The 19,711-nt window shown below is 42.4% G+C and carries 19 protein-coding genes and 3 tRNA genes; 21 read left to right on the plus strand and 1 reads right to left on the minus strand.

Features of this window, described 5'->3' with window-relative positions:
- Positions 1 to 126: 126 nt before the first annotated feature.
- From NIT79A3_RS03920 to NIT79A3_RS03960, 9 genes are all read left to right on the plus strand, one after another.
- Positions 127 to 1,119, plus strand: a complete 993-nt coding sequence (locus tag NIT79A3_RS03920) for a cytochrome-c peroxidase (RefSeq protein ID WP_013964968.1) — start codon at positions 127 to 129, stop codon at positions 1,117 to 1,119.
- Positions 1,120 to 1,366: 247 nt separating this feature from the next.
- Positions 1,367 to 1,612: an RNA chaperone Hfq gene (hfq, locus tag NIT79A3_RS03925; protein ID WP_013964969.1), complete on the plus strand. Its 246-nt coding sequence runs from the start codon at positions 1,367 to 1,369 to the stop codon at positions 1,610 to 1,612.
- Positions 1,612 to 2,799 carry a GTPase HflX gene (gene hflX, locus NIT79A3_RS03930; RefSeq protein WP_013964970.1) on the plus strand — a complete coding sequence of 396 codons (1,188 nt, stop codon included), beginning with the start codon at positions 1,612 to 1,614 and terminating at the stop codon, positions 2,797 to 2,799. The genes hfq and hflX overlap by 1 nt, the downstream gene beginning before the upstream one ends.
- A 21-nt stretch (positions 2,800 to 2,820) precedes the next feature.
- Positions 2,821 to 3,999 carry an FtsH protease activity modulator HflK gene (gene hflK, locus NIT79A3_RS03935; protein WP_013964971.1) on the plus strand — a complete coding sequence of 393 codons (1,179 nt, stop codon included), beginning with the start codon at positions 2,821 to 2,823 and terminating at the stop codon, positions 3,997 to 3,999.
- Positions 4,000 to 4,875 carry a protease modulator HflC gene (gene hflC / locus NIT79A3_RS03940; RefSeq protein WP_013964972.1) on the plus strand — a complete coding sequence of 292 codons (876 nt, stop codon included), beginning with the start codon at positions 4,000 to 4,002 and terminating at the stop codon, positions 4,873 to 4,875.
- Between the two features lie 249 nt (positions 4,876 to 5,124).
- Complete coding sequence (locus tag NIT79A3_RS03945) at positions 5,125 to 5,310, plus strand: DUF2065 domain-containing protein (RefSeq protein WP_013964973.1); 186 nt, start codon at positions 5,125 to 5,127, stop codon at positions 5,308 to 5,310.
- 46 nt (positions 5,311 to 5,356) lie between these two features.
- Complete coding sequence (locus NIT79A3_RS03950; RefSeq protein ID WP_013964974.1) at positions 5,357 to 6,508, plus strand: ATP phosphoribosyltransferase regulatory subunit; 1,152 nt, start codon at positions 5,357 to 5,359, stop codon at positions 6,506 to 6,508.
- A gap of 35 nt (positions 6,509 to 6,543) precedes the next feature.
- The gene (locus NIT79A3_RS03955) at positions 6,544 to 7,839 is read left to right on the plus strand and encodes an adenylosuccinate synthase (RefSeq protein ID WP_013964975.1); all 1,296 of its coding nucleotides are present in this window, start codon (positions 6,544 to 6,546) and stop codon (positions 7,837 to 7,839) included.
- A gap of 45 nt (positions 7,840 to 7,884) precedes the next feature.
- Positions 7,885 to 8,322, plus strand: a complete 438-nt coding sequence (locus NIT79A3_RS03960; protein ID WP_013964976.1) for a GNAT family N-acetyltransferase — start codon at positions 7,885 to 7,887, stop codon at positions 8,320 to 8,322.
- A gap of 6 nt (positions 8,323 to 8,328) precedes the next feature.
- Here NIT79A3_RS03960 and NIT79A3_RS03965 read toward each other — a convergent pair whose 3' ends face one another.
- Positions 8,329 to 8,706 carry a hypothetical protein gene (locus NIT79A3_RS03965; protein ID WP_156797008.1) on the minus strand — a complete coding sequence of 126 codons (378 nt, stop codon included), beginning with the start codon at positions 8,704 to 8,706 and terminating at the stop codon, positions 8,329 to 8,331.
- Positions 8,707 to 9,056: 350 nt separating this feature from the next.
- Between NIT79A3_RS03965 and NIT79A3_RS03970 the strand changes: the two genes are divergently transcribed.
- The 12 genes from NIT79A3_RS03970 to tuf all read left to right on the plus strand — a co-directional run bounded on the left by NIT79A3_RS03970 (position 9,057) and on the right by tuf (position 19,639).
- The gene (locus tag NIT79A3_RS03970) at positions 9,057 to 9,437 is read left to right on the plus strand and encodes a hypothetical protein (RefSeq protein ID WP_013964978.1); all 381 of its coding nucleotides are present in this window, start codon (positions 9,057 to 9,059) and stop codon (positions 9,435 to 9,437) included.
- 154 nt (positions 9,438 to 9,591) lie between these two features.
- Positions 9,592 to 9,855, plus strand: a complete 264-nt coding sequence (rpsT, locus tag NIT79A3_RS03975; RefSeq protein WP_013964979.1) for a 30S ribosomal protein S20 — start codon at positions 9,592 to 9,594, stop codon at positions 9,853 to 9,855.
- Between the two features lie 274 nt (positions 9,856 to 10,129).
- Entirely contained in the window at positions 10,130 to 11,842 is a 1,713-nt protein-coding gene (locus NIT79A3_RS03980; protein ID WP_013964980.1) for a multiheme c-type cytochrome, read from the plus strand.
- Entirely contained in the window at positions 11,839 to 12,873 is a 1,035-nt protein-coding gene (gene haoB, locus NIT79A3_RS03985; protein WP_013964981.1) for a hydroxylamine oxidation protein HaoB, read from the plus strand. Before NIT79A3_RS03980 ends, haoB begins: the two co-directional genes overlap by 4 nt.
- Before the next feature lie 159 nt (positions 12,874 to 13,032).
- Positions 13,033 to 13,752: a cytochrome c-550 CycA gene (cycA, locus tag NIT79A3_RS03990; RefSeq protein ID WP_013964982.1), complete on the plus strand. Its 720-nt coding sequence runs from the start codon at positions 13,033 to 13,035 to the stop codon at positions 13,750 to 13,752.
- Complete coding sequence (locus NIT79A3_RS03995) at positions 13,752 to 14,426, plus strand: NapC/NirT family cytochrome c (protein WP_013964983.1); 675 nt, start codon at positions 13,752 to 13,754, stop codon at positions 14,424 to 14,426. Before cycA ends, NIT79A3_RS03995 begins: the two co-directional genes overlap by 1 nt.
- 222 nt (positions 14,427 to 14,648) lie before the next feature.
- Entirely contained in the window at positions 14,649 to 16,130 is a 1,482-nt protein-coding gene (locus NIT79A3_RS04000) for a DEAD/DEAH box helicase (RefSeq protein WP_013964984.1), read from the plus strand.
- 337 nt (positions 16,131 to 16,467) lie between these two features.
- A complete protein-coding gene (locus NIT79A3_RS04005; protein ID WP_013964985.1) occupies positions 16,468 to 17,781 on the plus strand; it encodes a hypothetical protein in 1,314 nt (437 codons plus the stop codon).
- Between the two features lie 231 nt (positions 17,782 to 18,012).
- Positions 18,013 to 18,097 (plus strand) — tRNA-Tyr (locus NIT79A3_RS04010).
- A gap of 96 nt (positions 18,098 to 18,193) precedes the next feature.
- A tRNA-Gly gene (locus tag NIT79A3_RS04015) sits at positions 18,194 to 18,267 on the plus strand.
- A gap of 49 nt (positions 18,268 to 18,316) precedes the next feature.
- Positions 18,317 to 18,391, plus strand: a tRNA-Thr gene (locus tag NIT79A3_RS04020).
- Positions 18,392 to 18,448: 57 nt separating this feature from the next.
- On the plus strand, positions 18,449 to 19,639 hold the full coding sequence (tuf, locus tag NIT79A3_RS04025; protein ID WP_013964986.1) for an elongation factor Tu: 1,191 nt from the start codon (positions 18,449 to 18,451) through the stop codon (positions 19,637 to 19,639).
- Positions 19,640 to 19,711: the final 72 nt, after the last annotated feature.

The raw sequence follows: 19,711 nt of genomic DNA on the forward strand, positions 1-19,711 counted from the left end.
AAGAAACGGGGTAGAATTGATTTGCTTTGTTTTTAAATGATACCCATTTGTGGGTGTTTCATCAGGCGTAATCGGCTGCGCCATTACAGCCGTTTTATTTTATTTATATACTTAGGGAGAATACCGATGAAGATACGTACGCTGGTTGCGTCACTGCTATCGATGGGCGCTCTTGTCACTTCGATTAATGTTTCAGCCAATGAACCTATCCAACCCATTAAAGCTGCGAAAGTAACAAATGCTGATATGGTTGAATTGGGTAAAATGTTATTTTTTGATCCACGCTTATCGAAATCCGGATTTATTTCCTGTAATTCTTGTCACAATTTAAGTATGGGTGGAACAGATAATATTCCGACGTCTATAGGTCATAAATGGCAGCAAGGTCCAATTAATGCCCCTACTGTATTAAATGCCAGCATGAATCTGGCTCAGTTTTGGGATGGACGTGCTAAGGATTTAAAAGAACAAGCGGGTGGTCCTATCGCAAATCCAGGTGAAATGGCTTCAACGCATAAAGCAGCTGTCGAAGTATTGCAATCAATTCCTCAATACCGCGGTTATTTTCAAAAAGCATTTGGTTCTGATCAGGTTGATATCGATCGAGTAACTACTGCAATAGCAGCCTTTGAAGAAACCTTAGTCACACCGGGATCACGTTTTGATAAGTGGCTGGAAGGTGATAAGAAAGCGCTGAATCAGCAAGAACTGGAAGGGTATGAGTTATTTAAGAGCAGTGGTTGTTCGGGCTGCCACAATGGACCGGCTGTAGGCGGTGCGCTTTACCAGAAGTTCGGCGTACATCACCCTTATAAAACAGATAATAAAGCGGAAGGAAGAAAAGCAGTTACTGGAAAAGATACTGACTTGAATGTTTTCAAAGTGCCAACATTGCGAAATATTGAATTAACTTACCCCTACTTTCATGATGGGGCAGCTACAACATTGGATGATGCTGTAAAGACTATGGGGAAAGTGCAATTAGATCGTGATTTTAACAAGAAGGAGACTGATAGTATTGTTGCATTCCTAAAAACATTAACTGGTGAGCAACCTGATATCAAACTACCGATCCTTCCACCTTCCAACAATAGTACGCCAAGACCGGCACCGTTCTAGTTTTTCTAGAATTTAAAAAGTAAATGCCGTTTGTTAAAATTATTTTGTAGTGAAAGCTAAATCCAAACATCCAGGTGTGTTATGAATATAGCCTGGATGTTTGTGATGTAATGGCAATTCTGACGGGCAATGATTGATTTAATTGATGGCTCATCTGTATTTGTGAATCTGATATAGATTTACAACTAAAAATAAAGTAGAGTCACTATTTATTCCAATAACCAATAATTAGAATAGGGAGTTACCTATGGGTAACAAGGGGCAGTTATTGCAAGATCCATTTTTAAACATATTGCGGAAAGAACATATTCCGGTATCAATATATTTAGTAAATGGTATTAAATTGCAAGGACAAATTGATTCATTTGATCAATATGTAGTACTGTTGAAAAACTCAGTTACGCAAATGGTGTACAAGCATGCAATCTCTACAGTGGTCCCCGCAAGAGCTGTTACTATTCCGATTGAGACAATGGAAGCTCGCGACACCTGATGCCTGAATCAGGAATGGAAAAAATAAAGGCTGTTAATCCAGCAATCCTGGTTGGTCTTGATTTTGGTAGCGTCATGCATAAAGATAGCCTGCAAGAGCTAAAGCAATTGGCCATTAGCGCTAAGCTCCAGGTTCTGACGATTGTGGAAGGAAAGCGTTCTCACCCTGATCCCACTACCTATATCGGAAGTGGTAAAGTTAATGAGATTGCGCAACTAATAGCGCAGAATGAAGCTTCGCTAGTAATATTCAACCATGACTTATCTCCAGCGCAACAACGTAACTTGTCCTTACGTTTAAATTGTAATGTCATTGACCGAACTAGCTTGATTCTCGACATTTTCTCTCAACGTGCTAAGAGCCATGAAGGAAAGTTACAAGTGGAGTTGGCCCAGTTAGAACATCTAGTAACACGCCTTGTACGTGGATGGACTCATCTTGAAAGACAAAAAGGCGGTATTGGTTTACGTGGCCCTGGTGAAACTCAGCTGGAAACAGATCGACGCTTGATTAAAAAGCGAGTTAAGTTACTTAAAGAAAAACTTTCTGCCCTTCAGCGTCAACGTAACGTTCAAAGGCGGTCAAGACAGCGTACAGATGTACTTTCGGTATCTATAGTTGGTTATACTAATGCAGGAAAATCAACTTTATTTAATAAGTTAACACGTGCGCAATCATATGCAGCTGATCAATTATTTGCCACATTGGATACGACAACACGAAAATTATTTCTCGCTGAAAGTGGCTCAGCTGTAATTTCAGATACTGTTGGATTTATTCGCGAATTACCCCATACGTTAGTGGCAGCTTTTCGTGCAACGCTTGAAGAAACTGCACAGGCCGATATACTTCTTCACGTGATAGATGCCAGTAATCCGAATTGGAATGAACAAGTTGAAGAGGTGAATAAGATATTGAAAGAAATTGGTGCTGATACAATTCCACAAGTTCTAATCTTAAACAAGATTGATCTAACTGATTTTGCAGCGGGTTGTAAAAGTTGCGCGCGCGATGAATATGGTAGAATATCACGCATTCGTTTAAGTGCAAAAACAGGCGAGGGTATAGAGTTTGTAAGGTCAGCATTGACAGAGGCACTTATAGAAAACTCCAAGAAAATGTATGAGCAATCTACAGGTATTAAGAGAGAAATTGGAGGCTGTGCTACGGTACAAGAACTTTTTTGAACGAACAAAACAGGAATTAATATGGGATTAAATGATCCACAATGGGGAAAAAATAAAGGCGATTCCGGTCCACCAGATCTGGATGATGTGTTGCGTAATGTCAATAAAAAGATCAATAATATATTCGGGCAAAAAAAAGGTGGTGGAGGCGATGAGGGGTCAAATACTCAAGGGCCTAAACAACACAGTGGCGGTAGTATCGCGCTGATTCTAGGTTTGCTCGTAGTGGTGTGGTTGGCAAGCGGCTTTTATATTGTGGATGAAGGCCATAGAGGTGTTGTGTTGCGCTTTGGTCAGTATACCGATACTGCCCCGGCAGGTTTGCGTTGGCATTTACCTTATCCTATTGAAAAAGTAGAAATAGTAAATGTTAGTCAGGTTCGCACAGTTGAGATTGGCTACCGCAACAATGTAAGAAGTAAGGTGCTACGGGAATCATTGATGTTGACTGATGATGAAAACATCATAGATATTCAGTTTGCTGTGCAATATATATTGAATAATCCAGAAAACTTTCTCTTTAAAAATAGAAACCCTGAGGAAGCAGTTTTGCAAGCGGCTGAGACTGCGATCAGGCAGGTAATTGGTAAGAGTAAAATGGACTATGTTCTTTATGAAGGACGTGAGCATGTTGCAGCCAATGCAACCCAGTTGATGCAGAAGATTCTAGATCGTTATGAGATAGGTATCTCTATTAGCAAAGTGACTATGCAGAATGCGCAACCACCAGAGCAAGTTCAAGCTGCATTTGATGATGCAGTAAAAGCAGGGCAAGATAGAGAACGGCAAAAGAATGAGGGGCAAGCTTATGCTAATGATGTGATCCCAAGAGCTGTAGGTAATGCGGCTCGATTGATTCAAGAATCTGAGGGGTATAAGCAACGTGTGATTGTAAGTGCCGAGGGTGATGCCAGTCGTTTTGAACAAATTCTTGTGGAATATAGTAAAGCGCCAAGAGTGACACGCGAACGTTTGTATCTGGATATGATGCAACAAGTACTCTCTAATACTAGTAAGATACTCGTTGATCAGAAGAATGGTAATAATCTCTTGTATTTACCACTGGATAAGCTAATAAATATGAGTGGATCTACGTCAGCTTCATCAGTGACCGCACAGCCAATGGTGCAGGAGGCGGCGCCTGATAGTGGAATACGGGCACGAGAATCTTTTCGTAGTCGCGAACGGGAGATAAGATAAATGAAAAATTTAACATCAGTGTTTTCAGGCATCATTATTGCGGTATTTTTTTTGGGAAGCTCCGCAATCTATATTGTAGATCAGCGTCAACAAGCTATTTTGTTTCAATTAGGTGAAGTTATCGATGTCAAAACGGAACCTGGTCTTTATTTCAAGATTCCTCTAGCACAGAATGTACGTTTTTTTGAGAAACGCATTCTGACGATGAACACAGAAGAGCCTGAACGTTTTATTACCTCTGAGAAAAAGAACGTTTTGGTAGACTTGTTTGTGAAGTGGCGCATTGTAGACGTAAAACAATATTATATCAGTGTGCGTGGTGATGAAAGTCTAGCGCAAACACGTTTAGCGCAAACTATAAATGCGAGTTTGCGTGATGAATTTGGTAATCGTACAGTTCACGATGTAGTATCGGGGGAGCGTGATGTAATTATGGAAATTATGCGTCAGAAAGCAGATAGCGATGCTCGTTCGATCGGAGTAGAAGTTGTTGATGTACGTTTGAAACGCGTAGATCTACCACAGGAAGTCAGTGAATCGGTATATAGACGTATGGAAGCGGAACGTAAAAGAGTCGCTAATGAATTACGTTCCACCGGTGCGGCTGAATCGGAGAAGATTCGTGCGGATGCAGACAGACAACGTGAAGTCATAATGGCTGAAGCATATCGAGAAGCTCAGAAAACAATGGGTGATGGTGATAGTCAGGCAGCTGCAACCTATTCAAACGCTTTTCAAAAAGATCCCGAATTCTATGCTTTCTGGCGTAGTGTTGATGCCTACAAACAATCTTTCAAGAATAAAGGAGATATGTTGGTTCTTGAACCCAGTTCCGATTTTTTCAAGTATTTGAAAAATCCTGCTGTCAGTAAATAATAAGTATGGATTGATTGAATGGCGGTAGTTGTGAGGGCCATATCCCGCTAAGAAATTGTTTATTTAAGAATCTGTGTGGACTTATGGTTTGCTCACTTAGTGAAAATATGTAGCCTTGTTAGATAGCGACTTATGAAGAGGTTCTGAGAATCGTGGTTATTTTTATGCTCGATTAAAACAGAACCTCTTAATTTTTACACTATTTCATAAAAAATAATGAAAGCCTGATTGAGCAGGAACTGAATTAATATGTGGGAAACTTTTCTGATTGCAATTGCATTGATGTTAATTCTAGAAGGAATACTACCATTTCTATCTCCCCAGACTTGGAGAGAAGCATTTAAAAAAATGATTGAGATTAATGATCATCAGATACGTTTTATTGGTCTGACATCAATGTTGGTCGGGCTAATGCTGCTACTTATCGTTAGCTGACATTATTTTCTTTACTCTTCTCGTTGATAATTTGTCGATCATAAACATGCAAAATTGGCTCCTTCCAGAATATGTCGAGGATATATTACCTGTAGAAGCATTGCATATAGAAGTAATGCGCCGTCAAATTATTGACTTGTTATTTGTGCACGGGTATCAGCAAGTAATACCGCCTTTGTTAGAGTATGTAGAGTCGTTGCTGTCCGGAAGTGGCAGCGACATGGATTTGCATATGTTCAAGGTGATAGATCAGCTCAGTGGACGTATGATGGGTCTACGGGCCGACATGACCCCGCAAGTTGCAAGAATTGATGGACATTTATTGAATTCTGACGGTATAACTCGTTTATGTTATGCCAATAGCGTATTGCATACCGTGCCTTCAGGGATAACACAAACTCGAGAACCATTACAAGCTGGCGCAGAACTTTATGGCCACTCAGGATTGGAAAGTGATCTGGAGGTTCAGCGGCTCATGTTGCAATGTTTGTCTGTTTCAGGTGTAAATAAAATACATTTGGATCTTGGTCATGTTGCAGTTTTCCGAGGTTTAATTAAAGGTGCAGGTATATCTCGTGAACTGGAAATCGAATTGTTCGCGGTTCTGCAAGCAAAAGATGTTTCAACATTAAAGGAATTGTGTACAAAGTTGCAAAGACATACACGTGAAGCATTGATGTTATTGCCTCAGCTATATGGTGACAAGAAGATTCTGGCAGATGCTATAAAACGATTGCCGGATTATCCTGAGATTAGAATAGCATTGAATGAGCTTAGTATAGTTGAAGAGGAACTGAAGCCGATTGTAGATGAGATTGCCTTTGATTTGGCGGATTTGCGTGGGTATCACTATCATACCGGAATGGTCTTCGCTGCTTATGCGAATGGTTGTTCAAACGCTATTGGCTTAGGCGGACGTTATGACGAAATAGGAAAAGCTTTCGGGCGCGCACGACCGGCTACTGGTTTTAGTATGGATCTCAGAGAGCTATCCAGATTGGTTAAGCCGCAAGCATATCCCAAAGGAATACGTGCGCCTTTCCATAAGAAAAATAAAGAACTGGAAAATATGATCCAGCAACTACGTAGAGAAGGGCAAATCGTTGTGATTGAATTATCGGAACAAAAGAGCGAATCCTTAGATTGCGACAGGCAATTAGTATTGCATAATGGGCAATGGATTGTTGAAGAAATTTAATAATTTAGAAACAAAGTCTTTTAGAGATTGGGGATATGACTAAAAATGTAGTAGTCATTGGTACACAATGGGGTGATGAAGGAAAGGGCAAGGTGGTTGACTGGTTAACTGATCATGCACAAGGCGTGGTACGTTTTCAGGGTGGACATAATGCGGGTCATACTCTGGTCATAGGCAATAAAAAAACCGTATTGCATTTGATTCCTTCTGGCATTTTACGTGACAGTGTTATTTGTTACATTGGAAATGGTGTGGTGATTTCTCCAGAAGCACTGCTCAATGAAATTGATATGCTTCAACATAATGGTGTCAATGTAAGCAGGCGCTTGCGAATTAGCGCAGCCTGTCCGCTAATTTTACCCTGTCACGTCGCACTGGATAATGCGCGTGAAACAGCCAGAGGCATAGGGAAGATTGGCACCACAGGGCGCGGCATCGGCCCAGCTTACGAAGATAAAGTCGCACGACGCGCAATCCGTTTGCAAGATTTATTTCATCGCGATCGCTTTGCTGCGAAGTTAGGTGAAATTCTGGATTATCACAATTTTGTGCTGAAAAATTATTTTCATGCATCTGTTGTTGATTTTCAAAAAACAATGGATGACGCTCTGGTACAAGCTGAGCGGATTAAACCGATGGTTGCCGATATTCCCCAACTTTTATTTGATGCGCATAACGCAGGAGATAATCTTTTATTTGAAGGTGCCCAGGGTGCGTTATTGGATATTGATCATGGCACATACCCATTTGTTACCTCCAGTAACTGTGTGGCTGGCGCAGCAGCCCCGGGCAGTGGGGTTGGGCCGCAAATGTTACATTATGTGCTGGGTATTACCAAAGCATACACAACACGCGTTGGTTCTGGCCCATTCCCAACTGAACTGGACGACGAAGTAGGTAAGCATCTCGCCACACGCGGACATGAGTTTGGTTCGACAACAGGACGCCCTCGCCGCTGTGGTTGGTTTGATGCGGTTGCGTTAAAGCGCTCGATTCAAATAAACGGCGTAACAGGGTTATGTATTACTAAACTAGATGTATTGGATGGTGTAGAAATTCTTAATCTCGGGGTAGGGTATAAACTGAGCGATGGTAATAATAGCAATATATTGCCGATTGGTGCTGATGATCTGGATTGTTGTGAACCGATCTACGAAGAAATACCCGGATGGTCAGAAAATACAGCCGGAATTAAAGAGTTTGATCAACTGCCAAAAGCCGCGCAGAATTACCTGAAACGTTTGGAAGAAGTTTGTGAAATACCCATCGATATGATATCTACAGGACCAGATAGAGAAGATACTATCCTGTTGCGACATCCATTCAAATAATGGGCATTGGCAATTTCTGTAACTAAACGACTGCAAGCAGTAATCATGTGCTACTCTCATTCGGTACATATCGTGAGTTGGGAAGATGAGGCACTCACTTTGCGTGCCATCCGAACCGAAGTTTTTATAAATGAGCAGCAAGTTCCTGAAGCGATGGAATGGGATGAGTTTGATGCAATTAGTACTCACGTGTTAGCACGCAATTTTGATGGATTGCCCGTGGGGACTGCAAGATTATTGCCGGATGGTCATATCGGAAGGATGGCGGTATTAAAAGAATGGCGGGGTAATGGATATGGCAGCGCCATGTTGCAAAAGATACTGGAAGAATTGAACAGCCGGCATAAACAAATAGTAATGCTCAATGCACAAACGAGCGCTGTTAAATTCTACGAAAAATTTGGATTTAAGGTATCTGGAGAAGAATTCCGGGAAACCGGTATTCCGCATGTCAAAATGATACTTTTCTTGAAGCGGAATTAACCCTGATTATTTTCTTTCAGATTTTCCCCATTCATTAGCTAGCGCATCAGAAGCTTGCTTCCATTGATTAATTGCCTGCTCCATTGAAATCTTAGCCTGTTCTGATTTTTTCCTAGCAGTTTCAGCTTCTCGCTCGGCTGTGGTTAATTTCTGTTTAATTGCAGCCAATGTCTTCTCGGCAAAAACAGCATCCTTATTTAAAGTATCCGCTGATTGTTTAGCTTGCATCATTTTGTCGTAGGCAATACTGGCATTCTTTTGAAGAGCCTCAATATTTTCTGCATACACAAAAGGCAGAAATAAGACATTTAGTGAAAGAATGAAACAAGTTCTAATAAATAAAATGGTGAGATTGTATTTTCTAAAATTGGAGTTAATTTTCATAGTTACCATTTAAGTCATTAATTTATAATTATCTATGGTGTACCCATGTGGCAAAGAACGAGCAAACTCAGAATTCTATGAGCATATGATTCAGCGAACCAATGCATCACTGCAATGTGGCGTACTTAAGTTCTACACCGTGTTTTTTGTAAATAAAACCTTGTTATTGGAAAAAGTTAGATAAGCTCATAGCCTATCTATTAAAATGCTGATGTAAGCAACCTATACAATGTTCCTCAGTCCTGCTCTATTGTATCTTATGATATTGTAAAATCAGTATACCAAAAAGCGTAAGTTCTTGTTCATTGCTGTCTGTGAACATTATTTGACTACTAATATAAGGAACTAGAATGTATATGTCGCCAGTGGCACTATTGCTGAAAGTAAGTGTAATTATTATTTGTGGTTTGTCGCTGATTATGTTTGCAACATCAGCACTTGCAAGTTGTAAGGGGTGCTTGTGTCCGGGAGATCCTTGTGGCCTCTGCCCATTGCCTGCTATGCAAGATAACATTTCAAAACCAGATGAACACGAACTATGTGCTAGGATAAAAGAAAGAGTACCACCAACTTCGGCACAACCGGGATCTAACGAGTATTTTCCCATATTGGATAAAGCTATTATGATTTGTGTAAATGAAGGGGGAGATGTTATTAGAAATAAGCAGCGCAGTGCGGAGTTTCCATCGAGTTTTTATTGCAAACCGCCAAGTTTTAAAAAAAAGGATTAATGAGTACTTCGGAAAAATCCGGTAGCGAGGGTATATAGGGAAGGAGTGTTTAACCGGTAGCAGACATCACTACTCGAAGTAAATAGCTTATTGCAATATGTTCAAAAAAAAAGTAGTATGGTATCTTTTTTCCTTTTAAGGGTTAAAGTAGGCTATGGCAAATAGTGCACAAGCAAGAAAGCGAGCAAGACAAGCAGTTAAACGAAGAGAGTACAATGTAAGTTTGCGATCAAAGTTGCGTACTGCGATTAAATTTGTGCGGAAAGCGATAGGATCAGGGGATAAAGAAATAGCTCAAAATGCATTTAATAGTTCTTTAAGCACTGTTGATTCAATTGCCGACAAGGGCATCATCCATAAGAATAAAGCCGCACGTTATAAAAGCCGATTAGCTGCTGCAATTAAAATAATGAGTTAGCCGATCAAAAAAACATTGAAAAGCATAAAAAGAATAAAAAGTGAATCGTTAACTATCTTAAATAAACTTAGTTCAAAAGCCTTGACAGCTAGTATTTGAGTAAGTAGTCTATTGAAAGCTGCTTGTGTCAGGAGAAAGCGAGTAAGGAAGGACAAGAGTAAAGGGTAAGAAGAAGCGGTAGGAAAAGAAGCTGCGGTGTAGATAATAATAAGAAGAAGAGAGTAGGACGAGAGCAAGAGAAGGCAAAAATTTTGGAAAAACAAAGGAGAGAGAGATGGTTGCCAAGCTATGGCTGAGGATAGTTACGGTAATGTTGGGAGGGCTGCTGATAGGAGTGGCACAAGCGAACATACCGACAGTTCCGAATGAATTATATGAAGCACTGAAGCTGGACCGTGAGAAGACGAGTCCAAAGGAATTATACGAAGCGCTGGTGAAGCGTTACAAGGATCCTGCGCAAGGAGCGGGTCCTGGAACGTTGGCGCAATACTGGGAACCGATACCGTATGGAATCTATCTGGACCCGGCGACCTTTTACAAAGCACCTACATCGAACAAAGACGTAGCGAGCCGTAAGGAATGCGTAGAATGCCACACTGACGAATCGCCGGTATGGGTACAAGCCTGGAAGCGCAGCAGCCATGCGAACCTGGACAAGATCCGCAACCTGAAGCCAAGCGACCCTACTTTTTACAAGAAAGGGAAACTGGAAGATGTAGAGAAGAACCTGCGTTCGATGGGCAAACTGGCGGAAGGCGAGCAACTGAAAGAAGTCGGTTGTATTGACTGCCACGTAGAAGTTGGTGCGAAGAAGAAAGCGGACCACGCCAAAGACCTGAAGATGCCGACGGCAGACGTATGCGGCACCTGTCACCTGCAAGAATTTGCAGAACGTGAATCGGAACGTGATACGATGATTTGGCCAGCAGGCCAATGGCCGGATGGACGTCCATCACACGCCCTGGACTACAAAGCAAACGTAGAAACCACAGTTTGGGCGGCAATGCCACAACGTGAAGTAGCCGAAGGCTGCTCGATGTGTCACACCAACCAAAACAAATGCGACTCCTGTCATACCCGCCATGAATTCTCAGCGGCAGAATCACGCAAGCCAGAAGCCTGCGCAACCTGCCACAGTGGTGTAGACCACAACAACTGGGAAGCTTACTCAATGTCCAAGCACGGCAAGATGGTGTCGATGTTGGGTAACCAATGGAACTGGGACGTGCAATTGAAAGACGCGTATGCCAAGGGTGGTCAGAATGCACCAACCTGTGCAGGCTGTCACATGGAATACGAAGGTGAGTATGCCCACAACATGGTTAGAAAGATCCGTTGGGCGAACTATCCATTTGTTCCAGGCATTGCAGAGAACATCAACAGTGAATGGTCGTCAGCTCGCTTGGACTCATGGGTTGTCACCTGTACCCAATGTCACTCAGAACGTTTTGCTCGCTCCTACCTGGAATTGATGGACAAAGGTACGTTGGCAGGACTGGCTAAATACCAAGAAGCGAATGGCATTGTTCATCAACTGTACAAGGAAGGTTTATTGACAGGTCAAAAAACCAACCGTTCTGCACCGCCAGCGCCAGAGAAAGAAGGCTATGCATATTTTGCACAGCTATTCTGGTCTAAAGGCAACAGTCCGGCAGCAATTGAGCTGAAAGTACTAGAAATGCATGAAAATGACTTAGCGAAGATGCACGTAGGCTTAGCCCACGTTAATCCAGGTGGCTGGACCTACACCGAAGGCTGGGGTCCAATAAACCGTGCTTATGTTGAAATTCAAGACGAAAACACCCGCATCCGTGAAATGGTTGCACTGCAAGAACGTGTTAAGAATCTTGAATCCAAGAAAACCAGCTTACTGGACTTAGACGGCACAGCAGAGAAGATCTCGCTGGGCGGTTTAGGTGGTGGCATGCTGCTGGCCGGAACACTGGCCTTAGCAGGCTGGCGCAAACGTAAGCAAAGCGAAGCTTGACAAGCACTAACGCAACCGATCGCACTACCGCCCAGGTAGCGCGATCGGGAGACAAACTACTCCCGTCATTAGGTATACTCCTGGTGACGGGAGGTTTGGTTTTATTGGGCTGGTTTGCTTATCTTTGGTTTAAACTGCCGCCTGCCCCCTACCAATATCAACTGATTGCGGAAGGTGACAATAAACGATTCTCCCAAATGAACCTGGATGATTGGCCGGAGCTAAAGCTAGGTCAATACAAAGTACAAGCGGACGGAGTAGACAAACCGATTGCTGAATTCATCGTTGCGAGACAAAATGAAGGGCCGCCGGTACTGATCTACTGGAAGAACAGTACGAATGAAATACTGTACAATTTTGACAGAAAGCCATCGGAACTCAGTGCACTGGCAGCAGCGATCAGCAAGCACGCACCGAAAGACGCCCTGATACTCTCCTGGTGGGACACCTCTCGGCAAATCAAACTGCTTACCGGACACGACACGCTTTTTACCAATCATCTGAACGAGCCACTGATGATACCGGTAACCTGGTTAGAACAAAGTAAAGCCATTCAAGCCTATGAAAACCAATTCTGGGGAAGCAAAGCCAACCCAAAGGAACGGGAACAATTTGAACGCTTCAGTCAAGCACTGGCAGCCCCCGCAGAAGAAGGTATCAAGCAACTGCGCGAACTGATTGGTTCAAACCGGGAAGCGTATGTAATCGTACACGTCACTGACCTATACAGACTAGGAATCATGTACCCGGAAAAAATGGGTGTTGCATATCAGAACTTCCCCATGACAGGCAACATGCACGGCATGATCAATCAAATGAAAATGCAACTCAAGCAAAATGGTTTTGATACCTACACACTACAATCCGTATCGGATAATGAAATCAGAGCATTCTTTCTGAGTGATAAAGCCAGTAGTGAAACGTTATTAGCAAGAATGCTGCCCTTTGTAGACAAGAAAGCGCCAGTGGAATTGGACGTGGCACAACTGATATATCAACAAGGCGGTTACTGGGTTTACAAAATACCTTAAGAAGAATAAGGCACAAAAGCTAAGTGAGACTGCAAGTAAAAAGAGACAACTGAAGAACCAAAAAAATACAAAGCGAACACATAGTCATTTACACAATCTGATGATAGCGTACAATACGCGGCATAAAAACTTGAATTAAAAAAAGCATAAGGAGGAAGGATGAAACACCCAATAGCTTACATACTTGCTGTTTTGGCAATGATCGCATTTTTTAGCGGTGCGGCAATAGCAGACACCTTTGAAGGACGCAGCAAATGCAGCTCCTGCCACAAATCGCAAGCCAAATCATGGAAAGACACGGCACATGCGAAAGCGATGGAATCGCTGAAGCCTGGTACACGTAAAGAAGCCAAAGTTAAAGCCAAACTGGATCCGGAAAAAGACTACACGCAAGACAAAGACTGTGTAGGTTGCCACGTAGATGGATTTGGCAAGAAAGGTGGATATACGATAGATACACCGAAGAAACCACTTGCAGCGGTTGGCTGTGAATCCTGCCATGGACCTGGAAAGAGTTACCGGGGAGATCACCGTAAAGCAGGGCAAGTATTTGAAAGTAAAGGAACCGCAATGCAACGCAAAGTAGTTGCTGACAAAGGCCAAGACTTTCACTTTGAAGAAGCATGTGCTGCCTGTCACTTGAACTATGAAGGCTCACCTTGGAAAGGCGCGAAAGCACCTTACACCCCATTCACACCGGCTGTAGACCCGAAATACACCTTTGACTTTGACAAAATGGTCAAAGATGTGAAAGCGATGCATGAGCATTATAAGCTTGACGGTACCTTCGCAGGAGAGCCCAAATTCAAGTATCACGACGAATTCCAGGCGAATGCTAAGGAAAAGACAGGGGATAAAAAAGGTAAAGGAAAAGAGTAATGACAGGCATACAAAAAGGCGCGATAGGCACGCTACTGACAGGGGGGTTACTGGGGATAGTACTGGTAGCGGTTGTATTTGGAGGAGAAGCGGCACTCTCAACGGAAGAGTTCTGTACCAGCTGTCACTCGATGACCTATACGCAGAAGGAACTAAGGGAATCGACGCACTATGGAGCACTGGGAGTAAATCCCAGTTGTAAAGACTGTCATATACCGCAGGGATTCAAGAACTTTCATTTAGCGGTATATTCCCATGCGGTAGATGGAGCCAGGGAATTATATTTGGAACTGATGAATGATTATTCGACGCTAGAGAAGTTCAATGAACGTCGTTTGATTATGGCGCATGATGCGCGCATGAACCTGAAGAAATGGGACAGTATAACCTGTCGCGACTGTCACAAGAACCCAAATCCACCTGGAGCAGATGCACAGGAAGCGCACAAGAAGCTAAAGACGGAAGGAGCGACCTGTATAGATTGTCATCAGAATCTGGTGCATGAAGAGGTTGCAAAGACAGACCTGAATGCGAGCTTAGCGGCTGGTAAGATGGTACTGCAGAAAGAAGAGGATAGTGGCGCAGACGAAGAAGGCGAAGATGAAGATGAGGATGCGGCGAGTGAAGTAGAAGCTGAAGCTCAGGGTGACGAGGATGACGAGGATGAGGAGTAGTTGTTATAAGCTATTATGAATCGTATTATTATTCCAAGGATACTCATATCCTGAATGAAATTGATCGAGTGGTTATGAAGAACCCGCACAATATACTTTGTGCGGGTTCTTTTGTTTATTGGAATTGCACATAAACTGTGTCACGCGCGAGTCTTATACTAAATAACTTCAATTATGAAAATTACAATCAAATTAAGCAAGTAATTTAGGAGTAGTAAAAATATGTTATTTGAGCAACTCGGTTTATCAACCGATTTAATGCGTGCTATCTCTGATCAGGGGTATACGAAACCAACCCCAATTCAAGAACAAGCTATTCCAATAATACTTGATGGCAACGATGTAATGGGCGGTGCTCAGACAGGCACAGGTAAAACAGCAAGTTTCACCCTTCCTATGTTGCGAAGACTTGAAATTTATGCAAATACTAGCATGTCACCGGCTAAACACCCAATTCGCGCCTTAATTTTAGTTCCAACTAGAGAACTTGCTGTACAAGTGCATGAAAGTGTCAAAACGTATGGAAAGTATTTGCCGCTAAGATCAACAGTAATTTATGGTGGAGTCAACATCGATGCACAGATCAATGCCGTTCGTTCTGGAATAGAAATTCTAGTAGCAACACCAGGTCGTTTATTGGATCACCTACAACAAAAGACTTTGGGTTTATCTAAAATAGAAATATTCATTTTAGATGAAGCAGATAGAATGTTAGATATGGGATTTATGCCTGATATAAAACAGATTATTCAACTACTACCCGAGAAACGCCAGAATCTGATGTTTTCAGCTACTTTCTCAGAAGAAATCAAGAAACTTGCAAGCAAAATCTTAAAAAATCCGGTCTTGATTGAGGTTGCAAAACAAAATTCTGTGAGTGAACTAATTACACATGTTGTTCATCCAGTGGACACTACAAGAAAGCAGGAATTATTAATTTCTTTGATTAAACGACAGAAATTACATCAAGTATTGGTTTTTACAAGAACTAAACAAGGTGCGGATCATTTAACAAAATGGTTGAATCACAGCGGGATATCGAGTGCAGCAATACACGGAGATAGAAATCAGCTCCAACGTACTCAAGCCTTGACTAATTTTAAACAAAGTTTGATTCCGGTACTTGTTGCAACTGATGTTGCTGCACGTGGTCTTGATATAGAAGAATTAACGCATGTAATTAATTTTGAATTACCCAATAACCCTGAAGATTATGTTCATCGAATTGGACGAACAGGCCGAGCTGGAACCAAAGGATTCGCAATTTCTTTAGTAAGTCAGGAAGAAAAAAAACTATTGATTGATATAGAGAGGGTATTAGGAATTAAAGTTAGGATCGAGCAAATAGAAGGATTTGAGTTAAGAAATAAGAATCCATCGCTTTCAGATAATGCCACATCAATTCTGAACTCGAAATTAAAAAGTAATACTTTACCTCAGCAAATAAAGAAAGAGCTTTTTGTGAAAAATAATAGTACAGCCGATCACTTTAAAAAAGAAGTGATCTCTAAACTTCGAAATACAAGGCGTTCAGAAAAAATGGTAGACCCGCTATTTACCCAGCCATATGTTTCTACAGGTTCTGATGTAAAAAATGTAAAGGATGATTCAAATGTATTAAATAAAAAAGGAATACACAAGAAACATTCAAATAGACCATTACCCGCTTTATTTATTTCACCTGTAATTGGTAAACAGAAGTAAGGGAACCCCGAGTATATTTCCCATACCAAAGGAGCAGCAGACTACAGAAATAATAAATCACTAGATTATCATTGATTCAATCGACCGATCAAACTGCTGATTTAATATGGTTTAACCAAATCAGAAATGATCTTATCTGATTATCAGTACCTTGCCCTTATGTGATCAAACTAATGACCATTTTTTGTATCCAGCCTTACAAGTTACAGCTATTCCCGCTCATACACAGACACAAGGAAAATAAAGCGATTCAGCGGTCTTTAAAAATAAGTTTTCGTGAACTTTTAACTAAATTACAATATTATGGGAGCATAAATTAAAGTGATAGGTGAGTATTATGCCGAAATATGCCTTTCGCCGGTATTTAAGCGCGCCCGGTTTAATCAAGGAAGTTCGCGCCTGTTTTGAAAGGATAGAAGACAATGGAAACGGCAAAGTATTCCCATTGAGCGATTGTTTGATGTCGGGATTTGCGGTTTTTAGCTTAAAGTATCCTTCATTATTGCAATTTGACCAAGGCAGGGAAGATGATTTGGTTCGGGCTAATTTGAAATCCTTGTATGGCATTGACCGCGCGCCATCGGATACTTATTTACGGGAACGACTGGATAATGTCTCCCCTGAGCTTTTGCGCCGGTCATTTAGGCGCATACTGCACGTGCTTCAGCGTGGCAAAGGGTTGGAGGGATTTGAATACCTGGATGGTTATTATCTTTTATCCATTGATGGAACGGGCTATTTTTCTTCTTCACCAGTGCATTGTGAACAATGCTGCCAGAAACATCACGGTGACGGTCGTGTGACATACTATCACCAGATGCTCAGTGCCGTGCTGGTTCACCCGGATCAAGCCGAGGTATTCCCGTTGGCGCCGGAGCCGATCATGCAACAAGACGGGTATAGCAAAAACGACTGTGAACGCACTGCAGCAGTGCGATTGTTAAACGCACTCAGGCGTGAACATCCGCATATGAAACTCATTGTGATCGAAGATGGTCTGGCTTCCAATGCGCCGCATATTCGTCTGCTTCAAAAACTGAACCTGCACTTTATCCTCGGCGCCAAACAAACCGACCATCAATTTCTGTTTGACTGGGTGAATACCGTCCAGGGAGTAAAAACTGATGAATTTATCGACGGCAATGGTATCAGACACAGTTTCCGTTACCTCAATGGCGCTCCTTTAAACGACGCCAACTTTGAACTTGAGGTCAACTTTCTGGAATACCGGGAATATCACCCTTCAGGCGAAACCCAACATTTTTCCTGGGTAACAGACATTACGATCACGCCTGAGAGTCTGATGCAACTCATGCGCGCCGGGCGCGCACGCTGGAAAATCGAGAATGAAACTTTTAATACCCTGAAAACACAAGGCTACCACTTCGAACATAACTTCGGCCACGGTTACCGGTATTTATCCACTGTCTTTGCCTGTTTGATGATGCTGGCGTTTTTGGTCGATCAGGTACAGCAGCATTGTTGTCTCTTGCTTCAACGGGCAAAACAAAATGCAAAGCGTAATAAATACTTCTGGGAGAAAGTACGTGGATTATTCCTCCATTACTTCCTTCCGGACTGGGAGACTTTGTATAAATCCATTGCCTTTGGAATAAAACCAACCGTACCAGTCTTTAATGATTCGTCTTAATACGCCAACCGGGGTAAAGTATGTTCGAGGGGTGTTTTCCAGGGAAAAGTAGCCAATTTTAAAAATTGACTTGAGTCAGATGGTTTCGCTTTGCCTCAAAACATAGATTTCGCAAAAAATTCATAAATTTTATTTTGCAGCAAATGTTGTTTGAATTAGCGGGAGGTGCTGTACAAGTTAAAACTAGATTGACTTATGGCCTTAATGTATTCATAATCACTGGTTTCGTTCGGAGGGGTTCCCGAGCGGTCAAAGGGATCAGACTGTAAATCTGACGGCTCTGCCTTCGAAGGTTCGAATCCTTCCCCCTCCACCAATTATGGTAATGCAGAATGACATAGGAAGATGCTGCGGTAGGCTGCTTTTTGTTGTTTGATGGGAGAGCATCTCTCGATAGAAGTATGAATATAGCGCGGGTGTAGCTCAATGGTAGAGCAGAAGCCTTCCAAGCTTACGATGAGGGTTCGATTCCCTTCACCCGCTCCAGAGTAGCGTAGTAATGGATCTGAGAGTTTTTTGGTTTTTGTATATGCTTGCCCATGTAGCTCAGTGGTAGAGCACTCCCTTGGTAAGGGAGAGGTCGCCAGTTCAATTCTGGCCATGGGCTCCATAGGTTGTGGTTGTATGAGGAATGGTATGGTTAAAGCACGCAAAGGGGACACAATTCATGGCAAAAAGTAAATTTGAGCGGTCGAAGCCACACGTAAATGTAGGTACGATAGGACATGTCGATCATGGAAAGACGACGCTGACGGCGGCGATTACGACGATATTGACAAAGAAATTTGGTGGTGAAGCGAAGAGCTACGCGCAAATTGACTCAGCGCCAGAGGAACGTGCGCGCGGAATTACAATCAATACGGCACATGTGGAGTATGAGACAGCTAATCGCCATTATGCCCACGTAGATTGTCCTGGGCATGCGGATTATGTGAAAAACATGATTACTGGTGCAGCGCAAATGGACGGAGCGATACTGGTGGTGTCAGCAGCGGATGGCCCGATGCCGCAAACGCGTGAGCATATACTATTAGCACGCCAAGTAGGCGTACCGTACATCATCGTATACATGAATAAAGCCGACATGGTGGATGATGCGGAATTAATTGAGTTAGTGGAAATGGAAATAAGGGAATTGTTGTCGAAGTACGACTTTCCTGGAGATGACACGCCAATCATTGTTGGATCCGCTCTAAAGGCACTGGAAGGCGATCAAAGTGAAATAGGTGAAGCCTCCATCCTGAAACTGGCAGAAGCATTAGATAGCTATATTCCACAACCCGAACGTGCAATCGATGGTGCCTTTCTTATGCCGGTTGAAGACGTTTTCTCGATCTCAGGTCGTGGAACGGTAGTGACTGGACGAGTGGAGAGAGGTGTCATCAAAGTCGGGGAAGAAATCGAAATTGTTGGTCTTAAGCCCACACTGAAGACTGTATGTACAGGTGTTGAAATGTTCCGTAAACTGCTGGACCAAGGTCAGGCAGGTGACAATGTTGGAATATTGTTACGTGGTACGAAACGTGAAGAAGTAGAACGAGGTCAAGTTTTGGCAAAGCCAAGTAGCATATCACCGCATACTAAATTCACGGCTGAGATTTATGTGTTGAGCAAAGAAGAAGGTGGAAGGCATACGCCGTTTTTCCCCGGATATCGTCCGCAATTTTATTTCCGTACAACGGACGTTACAGGGGCAATTGAATTACCGGCGGGAACTGAGATGGTAATGCCTGGGGATAATGTGTCAGTGACAGTGAATTTAATAGCGCCGATAGCGATGGAAGATGGATTGCGTTTTGCTATACGCGAAGGTGGAAGAACTGTTGGTGCCGGTGTCGTTGCTAAAATAATTGAATAATTTTTTATTTTGTATAGAAAGAGTGGAATTGTATTGTTTCAATGTTTGTTAGCGTTAGAGAAGTTGCGAATA

The sequence above is a fragment of the Nitrosomonas sp. Is79A3 genome, from assembly GCF_000219585.1.
Classification (GTDB): Bacteria; Pseudomonadota; Gammaproteobacteria; order Burkholderiales; family Nitrosomonadaceae; genus Nitrosomonas.